Genomic DNA, 14,962 nt, shown 5'->3' on the forward strand with positions numbered 1-14,962 from the left:
CGACATGTCGCAGACGCTTATAGATTCCAATGAACCAGCACGGAGGGTTTTTATTTTATGACTTATTTTGATTCGAAATTAAAAATATTTACTTGCAATTCTAACCCCAAGCTTGCCCATCAAATTGCTGATTATATCGGGATCCCTATGGGTGAATCTCACACAACCAGCTTTAGTGATGGCGAGATTCAAGTGAAACTCTCCGAGAGTGTTCGGGGTTGTCACGTTTACATCGTGCAGTCCACTTGCTTGCCGGTTAATGATAACCTGATGGAAATGCTCGTTATGATTGACGCACTCAAACGGGCATCTGCCAAGACGATTAACGTCGTTATTCCTTACTATGGCTATGCAAGACAGGATCGCAAGGCACGTTCGCGTGACCCGATTACAGCGAAACTGGTTGCTAACCTGATTGAAAAAGCGGGTGCAACCCGTGTCATCGCGATGGACTTGCATGCAATGCAGATCCAGGGATTCTTCGACATTCCGGTCGACCATTTGCTTGGCGTGCCAATTCTGGCTCAATATTTCCGGTCGAAACAGATCGAAAATCCGGTTGTTGTGTCGCCTGACCACGGTGGCGTAGTGCGCGCACGTAAACTGGCTGATTTCCTGAATGCACCCCTGGCGATTATCGATAAACGTCGTCCTGAGCCGAATGTGAGCGAAGTGATGAACATTATCGGTAACATCGAGGGTAAAACAGCCATCCTGATCGATGACATTATTGACACGGCGGGAACGATTGTACTGGGAGCGAATGCTCTGATGGAAGGCGGCGTAAAAGAAGTATACGCGTGCTGTACTCACCCGGTATTGTCCGGACCTGCGATGGAACGTTTGGAGAATGCACCATTGAAGGAAGTCATCGTAACGGATACGATTCCAATTACGCATGCTAATCCGACAAGCAAACTCAAAGTGTTGTCTGTAGCGCCTTTGCTCGGAGAAGCGATTATCCGGGTTCATGAGGAATTGTCAATCAGCAAGCTGTTTGAAATTGAATAAGGATGTCTGCATAAAGTAGTAGAGGGGTTACGTTTTCCGGTTCAATGGAAAATGTAACCCCTGTCGGCGTGCCGTTTTATTAAAAGTGAAACAGACGCTGGTCAGTCCATATAATTTGAACTACTAATTTACACAATAACGGAGAGGGCAGAAAAGATCTGAAGAAGTGAAGTTAAAAGCTTTCTGAAAGAAAAATGCTTCGGAAGCATATGGTTCGACTTAACAGCGATCGGAAGATTTTTCTGCACGCGCAGTGATCCAGTGTAAAATGGTTCGTTCATCTTATATGGTTAATACCCGGGGCGGGAGATAAATCGGAAACGACGCCGATGAAAAAGCGTGTCGGCAATTTCGACGAATTGATTATCGAAACGTGTGATTAGACCAATCTCAATATGGGTGTCGCGGTCGTATACCTGTACAGGTACGTGATATTCGAGATGATAGATAAAATCGCTATGTTGAGTCAGTTGTCCGTTGTCTTCGCGCAAAACCCGCTCACCTTCCTGGGTCGATAAAATATGAACTGTGAACACTACAGTAAATCGATCTTTACTTTCTTGATATTATATGAAATATAAGATTCGAAGTCTATGCCTCACATCAGGCTAATCCGAAGGAGGGAACAAGATGAAGTGGATTGTCGGACTCGGAAATCCAGGCTCGAACTATGCCAAAACTCGTCATAATATCGGTTTTATGGCACTGGATCGGTTGGCGGATCGTCATAATATCTCCATTACACAGAATAAATGTAAAGCGCTGATTGGAGAAGGCAATATTGGCGGTGTGAAAACCGTGCTGATCAAACCAATGACCTATATGAACTTGTCTGGTGAATCGGTTCGAGCATATATGGATTTTTATAAAGTTAGTCTTGAAGATCTGATTGTTGTGTACGATGACATGGATACAGAGATTGGCAAAGTCAGATTGCGTTACCAAGGTAGTGCAGGTGGACATAATGGAATTAAGTCCATTATTCAGCATACCGGTGCACAGCAGTTTAACCGGGTACGCATGGGAATATCCCGGCCTGAACCAGGACATGCCATTGTTGATTATGTACTCTCGACATTCATGAAGAAAGAAAAGGAAGCCCTGGATCAGACCATTGAACAAACATGTGATGCCCTAGAGCATAGCTTAACCCATACGTTTGAACAAACGATGGCAAAGTTTAACGGTTAATTTTGTAAGAGATACTGGTAAAATGATCATACAAAGACGGGTTCGATTCAGCCATACTGGACATACTGGATGTATAAACCATGTTCAGGAGGCATAAACATGTCAGTGAATTACGTATGTAGGCATTGCCGTACCTTTATTGGACGAATCGATTCTGCCCGGATAACGGAAGTAGAGCTCGGCTTTCATTTCTTGACCCCCGACGAGCGGAGGGATATAATAGCGTATAATTCCGGTGGTGACATTACCGTTCGGATTACATGTGATTACTGTAAGGAAGCCCTGGAGCACAATCCGGAGCTTAGCCTGCTCGCGAGTCCGCTTCAGTAGACATCGCCTGTAACAGGATCGAATGACAGTTGAGGACGGTTGCGTAATAACGCTCCACCTTTTATAGCCTTGGCAGCCTGCTGAGGCTTCTTTTCAGTTGGCATGAAAGCCATCGCTATCTCGAAATCAGGCTCAGCCGCATCAACAGATGTGGCAATGTTGCGAGTAATCCGATATGATGAAACAGGACAAAAAGGAATTTGTATCCATTTTAATAGTGATGCTACGCGTATGCGTGAGATAATCAAGTAAGTTATAAGAGAGGTGCCCCTTTTGTTACAAGCACTTATACAGGCTTTTTCCAAAGATCCGGACTTCGGGTCCATTACAGCCGGAATCAAGTCCGGCATGAAGGAACAATTGGTTTCGGGTCTATCCGGTTCGGCGCGTCAGATTATGCTGGCTGCTCTGCATCAGGAAATGAACCGACCATTGCTCGTAGTAACGCACAATATGTTTTCAGCCCAAAAAATTGCAGAAGATTTACAGGAAGCGCTTTCACCTGATCAGGTGTTGATCTATCCTGCCAACGAACTTGTCGCTGCTGAAGCTGCTGTTTCCAGCCCGGAAACATTGGGTCAGCGTATTGATGTGTTGGTCCGCTGCGCCCAGGGATTCCGGGGCGTTGTTGTTATTCCGTTTTCCGGGGTAAGACGTTATGTTCCGCTTCCGGAAGTGATGGCTAATGCTCGAATTTTGATTAAACAGGGCAACACACTTCAACTGGACTCCTTCCTGCTGGAGATGGTAAAGCTCGGATATGAGCGTGTGGAGCGCGTGGAATCTCGTGGTGAGATGAGTGTACGCGGAGGTATCATCGATTTCTATCCGGTTACTTCATCGATCGCATATCGGGTGGAGTTATTTGATGATGAGATCGACTCCATTCGGACATTTGATCCAGCGGATCAGCGTTCAATTGAACGGATTGAAGAAATTACGGTTCTGCCATGCAAGGAGTTAATCGCAGACCGTGAACGGATGGAAAAGGCTGCCGATGCGGCTGCCCTTTTGCTGGAGCAACAGCTGGAGAAAATGACGGACCGGCAGGCGAAGCTGCGTCTTCGTGAAGAAATTCACCGGGAGATCGAGCTTTTGCGGGAGCACGTGTATTTCTCCGAAATGTATAAATATATTTCTCCGCTCTATCCGGAGAACAAAACGATCTACGACTATATGCCAGAAGATACCCTGCTGGTCCTAGATGAGCCTGCCAGACTATCGGAGACATCAAAACAGCTGGACCGTGATGAATCGGAGTGGAATCTGCATTTGATGCAAAACGGAAAAACACTTCCGGATCTTCCATTATCCGCAGACGGTGATGAACTCTTGTATGAGCGTCCATTCCAGACGCTGTTTATGTCGATCTTTTTGCGCCAAGTTCCACACACTCAACCACAAAACATTCTGAACTTCATAAGTCGTGGCATGCAGGATTTCCATGGACAGATGAACGTACTGAAGGCAGAGATGGAGCGTTGGCAGAAGGCCGGAGTCCAAGTGCTCATGCTGGCGAACGGTGAGGAGCGACTCGAGCGGATGCGCCGGGTACTGATGGACTATGATATTCCAGAGCCAGAGATGATGATCGGTAATTTGCAAACGGGATTTGAAATGCCGTCCATTCATTTGGCTGTCGTGACCGAGGGCGAGATGTTCTCGCAAAAACAGCGTAAAGTACGCAAACCAATTCGGAATGTAGACAATGCTGAACGGATCAAATCCTATAGCGAGCTAAAAGTGGGCGATTATGTCGTTCACCAGAACCACGGGATTGGTAAGTACCTGGGGATCGGCACCCTCGAGGTTGGCGGTATTCATAAGGACTACATGCATATTCTCTATGCGGGTGGAGACAAACTGTCTGTACCTATTGAGCAGATCGATCTGATTCAGAAATATGTTGGCTCCGAAGAGAAAGAACCGAAAATATACAAGCTGGGCGGCAATGAGTGGACACGGGTTAAAAATAAAGTCCGCACATCCGTACAGGATATTGCTGATGATCTGATCAAGCTGTATGCCGAGCGTCAGACCTCCAAAGGGTTTGGATTCGACAAGGATTCTGCGGAGCAGCAGGAGTTTGAGGACATGTTCCCTTACGATGAGACACGTGATCAGGTGCGTGCGATCGAAGAAATCAAGAAGGACATGGAACAAAACCGTCCAATGGACCGTTTATTGTGTGGGGATGTTGGTTACGGCAAAACCGAGGTCGCTATTCGGGCTGCATTTAAAGCAGCTATTGAAGGCAAACAGGTGGCGGTACTCGTCCCAACAACGATTTTGGCACAGCAGCATTTTGAGACGTTCCGTGAGCGGTTCTCCGGTTATCCGTTCAACATTCATGTGCTTAGCCGATTCCGCTCCCGTAAAGAGCAGAATGAAACAGCCAAAGGCATCAAGGCAGGCACAGTGGATATTGTCATCGGGACGCATCGATTGTTGTCGCAGGATCTGGTGTTCAAGGACCTGGGACTGCTCATTGTTGATGAAGAACAGCGCTTCGGTGTAACCCATAAGGAAAAACTGAAGAAGCTGAAAACCAATGTGGACGTGCTGACTCTGACGGCAACGCCGATTCCGCGTACGCTTCATATGTCAATGTTGGGTGTTCGTGATCTGTCCGTTATTGAGACTCCACCAGAGAATCGTTTCCCGGTGCAGACCTATGTGGTTGAACACAGCCAGGCGCTTGTACGTGAAGCCATTGAGCGTGAGCTTGCCCGTGGTGGGCAAGTGTATTACCTCTACAACCGTGTTCAGGGAATTCAGGAGATGGCTGCCGAAATTTCTGAACTTGTCCCTGAAGCCAAGGTTGGTGTGGGACATGGTCAGATGTCGGAAACAGAGCTGGAGAAAACGATTCTGGACTTCCTGGATGGTGAATATGACGTGCTTGTGAGCACAAGTATCATCGAGACCGGGGTAGATATTCCGAACGTAAATACACTGATCGTACATGATGCGGATAAAATGGGACTCTCCCAGCTGTATCAGCTGCGCGGACGTGTGGGTCGTTCCAACCGTATTGCGTATGCCTATTTTACGTACCAACGGGATAAAGTGCTTACTGAAGTTGCTGAGAAACGTCTGCAATCGATCAAAGAATTTACCGAACTGGGTTCAGGATTCAAAATTGCCATGCGTGACTTGTCGATTCGTGGTGCGGGAAATCTGCTAGGAGCGGAGCAGCATGGCTTTATCGCTTCCGTCGGGTTTGATTTGTATTCCCAGATGCTTGCGGAGGAGATCAACAAACGCAAAGTTACGATGCTTGGCGAAGAGCCGGTACCTTCAGACCAGTGGAACACAACCCTGGATCTCAGTATCGATGCCTACTTGCCGTCCGATTATATCTATGACAGTATTCAGAAGATTGAGATCTACAAAAAAGTGGCGGTTATTGCATCCTTCGAAGATGCGATGGAGTTGGAAGACGAATTGGTTGACCGATTCGGTGATCTTCCGGAAGCCGTCATCAACCTGCTGGCTGTTGCGCGGATGAAAGTATACGGCAAAATCTACGGTATTGAGTCCATTTCCCAACGTGGTGAGGACATTACCGTGAAGTTTTATGAAGGGCGTGAACATGCCTTTGAACTCTCGAAAATCGCGCACATTGGAAATCAGTTCGAAAGACGTGTACAATTTGAACAAGGACCCCATATGCTGATTCACGCTAAAGGCAAGGGGCTTGGGGATAAGCAACTGATGGAGCTGGTAGAGAAAATTCTGGAGTCCATGAAAACTGCTTTTAAATCAAAGGGGGAACTAAAAGATGTTACCAAAGTATAAAAAAGTAGGAAAAGTACTGTCTGTGAGCATGGTCGCAGTACTATCCTTATCGCTGCTTGCTGCATGTGGCAAGAAGGAAGAAGCAAAAACACCGGAAACGACGGATACAAGTGCTGTAGTCGCTACGTATGATGGTGGTACCATTACAGCCAATGAATTCGACATGGAGCAACGTGTCATGAAATTCCTCTATCCGGAGTATGCACAAATGATGGATATGGACGATTTCAAAGAGTATTTGGTGAAACAGGAAGTTGCTTATGAATATCTGAGTGGCAAAGCAACGGAAGAAGCCAAAACAGCGGGTGCCAAGGCGGCAACTGAGCAATTCGATAAAATGAAAGCTTCTGTTCAGGCAGATCAATGGACAGAAATGCTCAAAGCTCAGAACCTGACAGACGATAACATTAAAGACTACATGACTCGGATCATGACAGTAATCAAAGACAAAGAAACAGGCGTTACGGACGATGCAATCAAGGCTGAGTTTGAGAAAAACAAAGATCAATTCACAACCGCTTCGGTTCGTCACGTGCTGATTAACTTCACAGATCCAAAAACACAAAAAGAGCGTAAAAAAGAAGATGCACTTAAAATTGCAAAAGAAGTAAAAGCCAAGTTGGATGGCGGAGCTGATTTTGCTGAAATTGCAAAAAAATATTCAGAAGATCCAGGTTCTGCTGAAAAGGGCGGACTGTATGAAAATACACCAGTATCCACTTGGGTAGATGCATTCAAGGAAGCTGCAAAAACATTGCCACTGAACAAAATCAGTGATCCGGTTGAGACGGAGTACGGTTACCACATCATGAAAGTGGAAGCTCGTACTGAAGCCGACTTCACCAAATTGACGGCTGAGCAAAAAGAAAGTCTGAAGAGCCAATTGGCAGCTGCTGAGATCGATACGTTCATGCAAAATGAATTGGACAAAATCGTAAAAGAAGTGAAGTTGCCAAAAACAGAAAAAGCTGAAGAAGGCACAACTGAAGGTACAACGGGTACAGGAACTGAAGGAGAGAAAACAACCGAACCAAAAACGGATGGCTCCACAGGTACGGATACCAAGACTGACCAAGGTACGACTGGAACAGACAAAGATGCAACTACAGATGAAGGTACAAGCAGTAAGTAAGCTGGTAAAATTGCTGTGTTAGCATACGTTCAGGGTTAAATCCGCCCGAATGAATGCCTTGTACTACGTAAATATGGACAACCATGCAGAGAAGCAAGGGGAGGACTTAGGACCTCCTCCTTGCTTCTTCTTGTATATATTCAAGCCGTATGGGTACATGGTCGCCTTCTTCAAAAGTTACACAACTATATTCTCCGAAGCATGTATAAGGAAATGGGAACAGATGAATACTATGGTCAAGATATCACACTAAACGTTCTGGGACTTTCCTCTACCCATTAAGGAACAGTAGTTGAAAAATCTTCTCGAGAAAGTGGGGCAACATGTGAAATGAAAGCTACTGGTATTGTCCGCCGTATAGATGACCTTGGTCGTGTGGTCATTCCAAAAGAAATCCGTCGTACGTTACGTATTCGTGAAGGTGATCCACTGGAAATTTTCGTGGATCGTGATGGAGAAGTTATCCTTAAAAAATATTCGCCAATTGGCGAACTTGGTGATTTTGCCAAAGAATATGCAGAATCCCTGTATGAGAGTACAGGACATGTAACAATGATTTCTGACCGGGATACCATTATCACGGTGGCAGGCGGCTCCAAGAAAGAATATTTGGACAAGCAGGTAGGTCAACTGTTAGAGGGATGTATGGAAAACAGGAAGACCATTTTGGAAACAAACAACGGTTCTTATGAACTTAGCAAAGATCATGACGAGACGTTATCCTCTTTTGTTATTGCGCCGATTATTTCAGGTGGTGACCCCATCGGAACGGTGATCCTGTTCAATAAGGATGAATCGGTGAAGATGTCTCAGATGGAAGTGAAGATGTCCGAGACAGCTGCTGGTTTCCTTGGCAAGCAAATGGAACAATAGACCGCAGATCAACTCCTGGTGCCCTGAATTGGGCATACGGGAGTTTTTGCATTTTAAGGGACAAGGAGTTGATCCAGACGGGTGTCATGGTTCAGAGTTAGTCTGTGTGCCTTCAGGCAGTTATAATAGCAAGGTATGCTTAGAAGGATTAGAACGCAGGGACATACGCGGGAGGGAATTATGAAACAACCGTCTACAGGCTCAAGGCTGCTACAGGGTGCATTTGTACTTGGGCTTGCTGCCATTATCTCTAAAATTATTGGTGCTTTTCAGAAGATTCCGTTGCAGAATCTGGGGGGAGACGGTGTTTTTGGCATTTACAATACGGTATATCCGTTATATATGCTTATTGTTACGCTTGCTGCTGCAGGGCTGCCTCTGGCCGTATCCAAATTCGTAGCAGAGCAGAATGCACTTGGAAGACCGGACGAGAGCAGAAGGATTATCCGGTTATCTTCCGTGCTGCTTGGAGGAATTGGACTTATTATGGCGCTCTTGATGTATGCAGGTGCGCCGCTGATCGCTGACATGATTGGCAATCGCAATGTGGTTCCATCGATTCGTGCAGCTTCATGGGCGTTATTGTTCGTACCGGTGATGACAGGGCTGCGTGGATATTTTCAGGGATTACAGCAGATGGTTCCAACAGCAGTATCGCAAGTGGTGGAGCAGACGATACGTGTCACTGTCATGATTGTTCTGCTTCTGTGGTTGATGAGACGGGACGCTTCGCTTGAGACTATTGCTGCTGGTGCCATGATGGGCTCCGTTGCTGGTGGAATGGTTGGGCTGTTAACCATGTTAGGGTACATGGTCCGTCATCGGCGGAAAGGCAAGGAAGAGCGAACCGGGCAATTGGATTCGGAATGGAGCAGTAAAGGTGGAGAGGTTGGATCAGATCGATTAAGATCCAATGGGGAGTGGATCAGGACGCTGCTCATGTATGCCATTCCCGTCTGTCTTGGGTCGCTGGCCGTACCACTGATGAATCTGGTGGATACCTTCACTGTGCCCCGATTGTTGCGGGGAGAAGGACTGGATGAGATTCAGTCAATGGTTTCCTTCGGCATCTATAACCGTGGATTGCCGCTGGTTCAACTGGTGACGATGCTGGCTACGTCACTGTCTGTGCTGTTTATTCCGGCGATGGCGGAAGCCCGGTTAAAGGGCGGGCCAGAAGCCGTCCGGCAGCAAGCAGGCCCCGCGCTGCGCTGGTTCTGGTTGATCGGCCTGGCGGCATCTGCGGGTCTCGCGGTGCTGGCGGAGCCGATTAACCGCATGCTGTACGGAGATGCCGTAGGCACCGAAGCACTGCGGTACATGGCGCTGACGGCTGCGGGCAGCACCGTCAGCATAATTGCGGCGGCGCTGCTGCAAGGCCTCGGCGCCGTACGCGCACCCGCGTTCAGCATGCTGGCCGCCGCAGGCGTCAAGGCGCTGCTGAACGTTATGCTTGTGCCGGCGCTGGGCATCAGCGGCGCGGCCCTGGCAGGCGCAGTCGCCTACATGCTGGCGGCTGGCCTGAATGTGGCGCTGCTGGCGCGACTTGTCGCCCTGCGCCCTGCCCCTGGCGCCGTCCTGGCGAAGCCGGCGCTGGTGATCGCCGCCATGAGTCTGGCGGCGGTAGGCATGGCCTGGGCTGCCGAAGCGTTACTCGGCGGCATGGGTATCGCGGCCGACCGCAGGCTGGCCGCAATGGGCGTGAGCCTGCTGGGCATTGCCGCAGGCTCGGCCGTGTTCTTGCTGGCGGCCGCCCGGACAGGGCTACTGACCGCCGCGGAGCTGGCGGCTGTGCCCAAGTTGGGGCCTCGCCTTGCCAAGCTGCTGCGCAGACTGCGTGTGCTGCACTAGCTCCATGCTCACGGTGCTTCTGCATCCAGCACAGCTAATATGCAATTATAGGATATCGAATGATTCTGTTATAATACGTGTAATTAGTCCTGTTCAGCACGATAATTGTAAGCTTGCAACAGGATAGTCCGGATGGAGGTTTACGTAATGAGTGCAGCTTTAACCGTAGTGGGTCTTGGATCTGGAGATGCAGACCAACTGACCGTAGGTATTATCAAAAAAATGAAACATGCAGCTACGCTATATGTACGTACCCTGGATCATCCCGTATTGAATGATCTGAAGCAAGAGGGGCTAGAGATGACATCATTTGATGCTATCTATGAGGCGAAGTCCTCCTTCCCCGAAGTATATGATGAGATCGCGAATCAACTCATAGAAGCCGCTCGCAAGGGTGAGGCTGGAACCGAGATTGTGTATGCCGTACCTGGTCATCCGATGGTGGCAGAAGCAAGTGTGCGCCTGCTCAAAGAGCGTTGTCCGCAGATGGGTATTTCACTGCGTGTCATGGGCGGAGAGAGCTTCCTGGACGAAGCCTTTATCCGGCTTGGATTCGACCCGATTGAAGGCTTTCAACTGCTGGATGCCAGCAGCCTGAACACAGAACTGGTACAACCACAGCTACATACGTTGATCGGACAAGTCTACGATGTGTTCACTGCTTCGGACGTGAAGCTGTGCCTGATGGATGTTTACCCGGATGATTATCCCGTATTTGTCGGTCATGCACTGGGTGTACAGGGCCAGGAGGTCATTTACAAAATTCCGCTACACGAACTGGATCGGATCGAAGGGTACGGCAATCTGTCACTGATCTATGTACCGAAGAACATGGATGATGCCTTGCGTCGCCGATCCTTCGCACGTTTGCATGAGATCGTGAATATTCTTCGCAGCCCGGGTGGCTGTCCATGGGACCAAGAGCAGACGCATCAGTCCATTCGCAAAAACCTGATTGAAGAGACTTATGAAGTCATTGAGACAATTGATGAGGATGACCCTGATCATATGAAAGAAGAGCTGGGTGATCTGCTGCTGCAGATTTTATTGCATTCCCAGATGGAAGAAGAAGTGGGCACATTTAATGTGTATGATGTCATCGAAGGGTTGAATGATAAGCTGATCTTCCGCCATCCACATGTTTTTGGTGAACATCATGCAGAAGATGCGAATGAAGCTCTTCAGAACTGGGAACAGATGAAAGCAGAGGAGAAGAAGCGTAAGGGCCAGGATCAGCAGAACGTTTCCGTGCTGGACGGTATACCGCGTGACTTGCCTGCATTGATGAAGGGATACAAGTTACAGAAGAAAGCAGCTAAAGTTGGCTTTGACTGGGATGATGTTGAAGGTGTGTTTGCCAAGATCGAGGAAGAACTGGCGGAGTTGAAGGAAGCGGTGCAACAAGGCCAGTCTGCGGAAGAACGGAAGCTCGAACTGGGTGATTTATTATTCGCAGCAGCGAACGTTGCAAGATTCATCGATACGGACCCGGAAGAGGCACTTGCTGCGACGAACCGCAAATTCATTGGGCGTTTCCAGTACATTGAGGACCGTCTTCGTGAACAGGGAAGAAAACCAGCAGATAGCAATGTAGAAGAGATGGAGCAATTCTGGCAGGATGCGAAGAAGGCAGGATTATAACGGGTTCAATTTTCTGGAAAATACCAACAAACCTTATTCCATCATGTTATGCAGTGTGTTATGATATACGAACATGTGTTCAGCTGTGTTGACTGGAGTTGGTGTTTAGCAACGGATGGTTTCGGGTACTGGTCTTAGACTGTTGCCTGCGGATCATCGACAAAAAGCTAAAAAAAGTCGCGGACCAAGGCAGGATTTCAGATGCCAAGCCAGAATACATGTGTAGTGACCTAACGCGAATCAGCGGCAATCATGTATTGTCAGGGATCGCAGATACTTTTTTTTCAATTTGGGAGGCTTTTAAAAATGAACAAAACAGATCTGATTAACAACATTTCAACCAAAAGTGGTTTGACTAAAAAAGACGTTGAGTCCGTATTGAACGGCTTTTTGGGAGAAATTACAGATGCACTTGCCAGCGGAGACAAAGTACAATTGATCGGCTTTGGCACTTTTGAGACCCGCAAACGTTCCGGTCGTACCGGACGTAACCCACAAACAGGGAATGAAATCGTGATTCCTGAGTCCACTGTTCCTGCATTCAAAGCAGGCAACAAACTTAAAGAAGCCGTAAAATAATGCGTCTTGATAAATTCCTGAAGGTCTCCCGGCTAATCAAACGCCGCACTGTGGCCAAGGACGTCTCTGAACAGGGACGTGTTCTGGTGAACGGACGTGAAGCGAAGCCCAGCGCCGCTGTCAAAGTGGGCGATGAGCTGACGGTTCAGTTCGGTCAGAAACTGGTCACCGTGAGGGTGGAACGAATTGCCGAGAGTACCAAGAAGGATGAGGCGAGCAGCCTCTACACCTTGGTGAAGGAAGAGCCGATCGCCAAGGATAACGGGATGAACTGGTAACAGTACATCTGGTATTGAATATTATTCAATGCAAGTTGAATCGAAACGTCCTCCTGTAACAGGGAAGGGCGTTTTTGTTTTTACTGGATGCCGCGTTATTTGTTCAACAACGCTGGTTCTATTCCAACCTCCACATCCATAAGCTAGGTGTAAGAAGGAGGGGTACATGCCATGGTTGAGCACGGTAAGGCCAAACAGCATCATCTGAGCATGCAGAATCGGAAACTGCTGGATCTGACGGGTGTCTCCAACGTGGAGAGCTTCGACAGTGAGGAATTTTTGCTGCAGACTGAACTTGGGCATCTGACCATCCGGGGGCACAATTTACATATCAAAAACCTGAGCCTGGAGGAAGGTCTGTTATCCATTGAAGGCACAGTCAGTTCGCTCCAATATCTGGACCCCGGTTCCCAGTCCAAAAATGGTAAAGGCCTGTTTGGCAAGATGTTCCGATGAGTCCGGATACTCAATGGATCACATTGATGTGGATGCTTACTTCGGGGGTCGTGATGGGAATGGCCTACGACAGTTACCGGGTACTGTCCGGACAGCTGCGGTTTCCGAGATGGAGTATTCACACGCTCGATCTGTTGTACTGGGTTGCTTCCGCGCTGTTCGTTTTTCGGATGCTATACGCCGGAAACCACGGACAGTTGCGGTTTTATGTCTTTTTGGGGCTGATTATAGGGGTTTGCTTCTATTTTTGGCTTTTAAGTGTTACAACCCAGCGTTTTGTGGTAATGTTAATTAAACTCGCAAGAACGCTGATTCATTGGTGTGGACATATCCTTAACATCCTGATCGTTATGCCGGCTAAAGGAATTTATAAGTTAATTCGCGTATTATTCGGTTTTGTAATTGCGATACTATTATTCCTGGGCAGGCTGGTGCTGCAGTGTTTGGTACCTTTCGGCAAGTTGTTCCGCTGGATGTTTAGGCCGCTCCTGAGATATTGGGTAACGCCACGCTTCATGATCCGTGTGGGTACAAGAATTGCAGCGATGTGGAAACGCTGGTTTTAAGGAGGTCCGTAATGGGTAAAACACCTGTGGGCAGATCAAAGGCTCCAACTAACCAAGGAAAATCTGCCGGTGCAAAAAGGCGCCTCATGCTTTGGATGACGTTTATGATTGTATTTGTAATATGGGCAGGATATACATTCCTTGTGCAGACTGCACAAATTTCGGACAAGAGTTCTCATCTGGCCACTCAGCAAGCTTCAAAGGAAGATACGTTGAAGAAGCTGGAACAGTTGAAGTACGAAGTCAGCCGGTTGAATGACCCTGAATACATAGGACAGCTGGCACGGAAAAAAGGATATTATCTTCCTGAGGAAACGCCGATCCAGGTTGAAGAGTCAGGGAACTGATGGAATTCGGTCCATTACCGAGCTAGGTTTGTTATCCGTGTGTCTGAAGCCGTTAAACCGGAAAAAATAGGCTCTCTGATGGGGTAGTGTTCAGTTGACCTTGGTTTACGGCATAAGGTATAATTACATTAGCGCAGCATTGATTTTGGCATTCAAAAAATCGGGTTGTATATTTTTAAGGGAGGATCATTTTATTCTATGGCAATTGAAGTGGGCACCAAGTTAGAGGGCAAGGTGACAGGAATCACGCATTTTGGAGCATTTGTGGATCTGTCAGGAGGTGTCACGGGTCTCGTTCACATCTCGGAAATCGCCGACAATTACGTCAAAGATGTCAACGACCACCTGAAGCTGAATGACCTCGTTACAGTGAAGGTTATCAACGTTGACAAGGATGGCAAGATCGGACTTTCCATTAAGCAAGCTGTTGACAAACCGGTTGAGCAACAAACCCAATCTAGACCCCCGAGAGCTCCTAGACCGGAACGCAGTGGAGGAGATCGCGAACGATTCAGCGGCGGAGGCCCAAGTGGTGGCCAAGGTCGTGGTGGTGGCGGCGGTGGATTTAACCGTGGTGACCGCGGAGGCCGTTCTTTCAAGCCCGCAGCAGGCAAACCTTCATTTGAGGATAAAATGTCACGCTTCCTGAAAGATAGTGAAGAGCGGATCTCTTCGCTTAAGAAGAACACAGAAGGCAAACGCGGAGGCCGTGGAGCCAAGCGTGTGTAATCTGTCACAACCTGATCTAAACATATAAGTAAAACCGTTAGCCCATGGGCTAACGGTTTTTTTTGCGTTTCTTTCACAGATAAGTAGTTGAATAGCTTTTTTTGTAAGGTGAAGCTCCATATCCCCAGTTTTTCTGCATGACTAAATGGAACCATAAGAACATTTGTCGTCTACCAT

General features: G+C 47.8%; 15 protein-coding genes. 14 read left to right on the forward strand and 1 reads right to left on the reverse strand.

Annotation, left to right across the window (positions count from 1 at the left end):
- The first annotated feature begins 57 nt into the window (after nucleotides 1-57).
- On the forward strand, nucleotides 58-1,011 hold the full coding sequence (locus tag QVE09_RS29750) for a ribose-phosphate diphosphokinase (protein WP_017691370.1): 954 nt from the start codon (nucleotides 58-60) through the stop codon (nucleotides 1,009-1,011).
- A gap of 290 nt (nucleotides 1,012-1,301) precedes the next feature.
- On the opposite strand, the gene QVE09_RS29755 is transcribed toward QVE09_RS29750, so the two are convergent.
- The gene (locus tag QVE09_RS29755; RefSeq protein WP_024633712.1) at nucleotides 1,302-1,502 is read right to left on the reverse strand and encodes a hypothetical protein; all 201 of its coding nucleotides are present in this window, start codon (nucleotides 1,500-1,502) and stop codon (nucleotides 1,302-1,304) included.
- Between the two features lie 139 nt (nucleotides 1,503-1,641).
- Here QVE09_RS29755 and pth point away from each other — a divergent pair, with 139 nt between their 5' ends.
- The 13 genes from pth (at nucleotide 1,642) to QVE09_RS29820 (ending at nucleotide 14,785) form a co-directional block, all read left to right on the forward strand.
- The gene (gene pth / locus QVE09_RS29760; RefSeq protein WP_315939729.1) at nucleotides 1,642-2,202 is read left to right on the forward strand and encodes an aminoacyl-tRNA hydrolase; all 561 of its coding nucleotides are present in this window, start codon (nucleotides 1,642-1,644) and stop codon (nucleotides 2,200-2,202) included.
- Between the two features lie 99 nt (nucleotides 2,203-2,301).
- Nucleotides 2,302-2,532 (forward strand): anti-sigma-F factor Fin, encoded by a 231-nt coding sequence (gene fin, locus QVE09_RS29765; protein WP_017691368.1) that lies wholly within the window; start codon nucleotides 2,302-2,304, stop codon nucleotides 2,530-2,532.
- 273 nt (nucleotides 2,533-2,805) lie between these two features.
- On the forward strand, nucleotides 2,806-6,333 hold the full coding sequence (gene mfd, locus QVE09_RS29770) for a transcription-repair coupling factor (RefSeq protein WP_315939730.1): 3,528 nt from the start codon (nucleotides 2,806-2,808) through the stop codon (nucleotides 6,331-6,333).
- Entirely contained in the window at nucleotides 6,317-7,465 is a 1,149-nt protein-coding gene (locus tag QVE09_RS29775; RefSeq protein WP_315939731.1) for a peptidylprolyl isomerase, read from the forward strand. The genes mfd and QVE09_RS29775 overlap by 17 nt, the downstream gene beginning before the upstream one ends.
- Nucleotides 7,466-7,795: 330 nt before the next feature.
- Nucleotides 7,796-8,338, forward strand: coding sequence for a stage V sporulation protein T (spoVT, locus tag QVE09_RS29780; protein ID WP_036606123.1), 543 nt, complete (start codon nucleotides 7,796-7,798; stop codon nucleotides 8,336-8,338).
- A 180-nt stretch (nucleotides 8,339-8,518) separates the two neighbouring features.
- The gene (locus tag QVE09_RS29785) at nucleotides 8,519-10,189 is read left to right on the forward strand and encodes a putative polysaccharide biosynthesis protein (protein ID WP_315939732.1); all 1,671 of its coding nucleotides are present in this window, start codon (nucleotides 8,519-8,521) and stop codon (nucleotides 10,187-10,189) included.
- A gap of 147 nt (nucleotides 10,190-10,336) precedes the next feature.
- Nucleotides 10,337-11,830 carry a bifunctional methyltransferase/pyrophosphohydrolase YabN gene (yabN, locus tag QVE09_RS29790; protein ID WP_315939733.1) on the forward strand — a complete coding sequence of 498 codons (1,494 nt, stop codon included), beginning with the start codon at nucleotides 10,337-10,339 and terminating at the stop codon, nucleotides 11,828-11,830.
- 306 nt (nucleotides 11,831-12,136) lie between these two features.
- On the forward strand, nucleotides 12,137-12,409 hold the full coding sequence (locus QVE09_RS29795) for an HU family DNA-binding protein (RefSeq protein ID WP_017691362.1): 273 nt from the start codon (nucleotides 12,137-12,139) through the stop codon (nucleotides 12,407-12,409).
- A complete protein-coding gene (locus QVE09_RS29800) occupies nucleotides 12,409-12,687 on the forward strand; it encodes an RNA-binding S4 domain-containing protein (RefSeq protein ID WP_017691361.1) in 279 nt (92 codons plus the stop codon). The genes QVE09_RS29795 and QVE09_RS29800 overlap by 1 nt, the downstream gene beginning before the upstream one ends.
- Nucleotides 12,688-12,858: 171 nt before the next feature.
- Nucleotides 12,859-13,143, forward strand: a complete 285-nt coding sequence (yabP, locus tag QVE09_RS29805) for a sporulation protein YabP (RefSeq protein WP_036606119.1) — start codon at nucleotides 12,859-12,861, stop codon at nucleotides 13,141-13,143.
- Nucleotides 13,140-13,709: a spore cortex biosynthesis protein YabQ gene (gene yabQ, locus QVE09_RS29810; RefSeq protein WP_315939734.1), complete on the forward strand. Its 570-nt coding sequence runs from the start codon at nucleotides 13,140-13,142 to the stop codon at nucleotides 13,707-13,709. Before yabP ends, yabQ begins: the two co-directional genes overlap by 4 nt.
- An 11-nt stretch (nucleotides 13,710-13,720) precedes the next feature.
- On the forward strand, nucleotides 13,721-14,056 hold the full coding sequence (locus QVE09_RS29815) for an FtsB family cell division protein (RefSeq protein ID WP_017691358.1): 336 nt from the start codon (nucleotides 13,721-13,723) through the stop codon (nucleotides 14,054-14,056).
- A 198-nt stretch (nucleotides 14,057-14,254) separates the two neighbouring features.
- A complete protein-coding gene (locus tag QVE09_RS29820) occupies nucleotides 14,255-14,785 on the forward strand; it encodes a S1 domain-containing RNA-binding protein (protein WP_017691357.1) in 531 nt (176 codons plus the stop codon).
- The last annotated feature ends 177 nt before the right edge of the window (nucleotides 14,786-14,962 follow it).

The organism is Paenibacillus sp. ClWae2A (genome assembly GCF_032452295.1).
GTDB lineage: Bacteria > Bacillota > Bacilli > Paenibacillales > Paenibacillaceae > Paenibacillus.

Coding starts and splice junctions, on each gene's coding strand:
- QVE09_RS29750 (WP_017691370.1), top strand. CDS start 58: ATGACTTATTTTGATTCGAAATTAAAAATATTTACTTGCAATTCTAAC.
- pth (WP_315939729.1), top strand. CDS start 1,642: ATGAAGTGGATTGTCGGACTCGGAAATCCAGGCTCGAACTATGCCAAA.
- fin (WP_017691368.1), top strand. CDS start 2,302: ATGTCAGTGAATTACGTATGTAGGCATTGCCGTACCTTTATTGGACGA.
- QVE09_RS29775 (WP_315939731.1), top strand. CDS start 6,317: ATGTTACCAAAGTATAAAAAAGTAGGAAAAGTACTGTCTGTGAGCATG.
- spoVT (WP_036606123.1), top strand. CDS start 7,796: ATGAAAGCTACTGGTATTGTCCGCCGTATAGATGACCTTGGTCGTGTG.
- QVE09_RS29785 (WP_315939732.1), top strand. CDS start 8,519: ATGAAACAACCGTCTACAGGCTCAAGGCTGCTACAGGGTGCATTTGTA.
- yabN (WP_315939733.1), top strand. CDS start 10,337: ATGAGTGCAGCTTTAACCGTAGTGGGTCTTGGATCTGGAGATGCAGAC.
- QVE09_RS29795 (WP_017691362.1), top strand. CDS start 12,137: ATGAACAAAACAGATCTGATTAACAACATTTCAACCAAAAGTGGTTTG.
- QVE09_RS29800 (WP_017691361.1), top strand. CDS start 12,409: ATGCGTCTTGATAAATTCCTGAAGGTCTCCCGGCTAATCAAACGCCGC.
- yabP (WP_036606119.1), top strand. CDS start 12,859: ATGGTTGAGCACGGTAAGGCCAAACAGCATCATCTGAGCATGCAGAAT.
- yabQ (WP_315939734.1), top strand. CDS start 13,140: ATGAGTCCGGATACTCAATGGATCACATTGATGTGGATGCTTACTTCG.
- QVE09_RS29815 (WP_017691358.1), top strand. CDS start 13,721: ATGGGTAAAACACCTGTGGGCAGATCAAAGGCTCCAACTAACCAAGGA.
- QVE09_RS29820 (WP_017691357.1), top strand. CDS start 14,255: ATGGCAATTGAAGTGGGCACCAAGTTAGAGGGCAAGGTGACAGGAATC.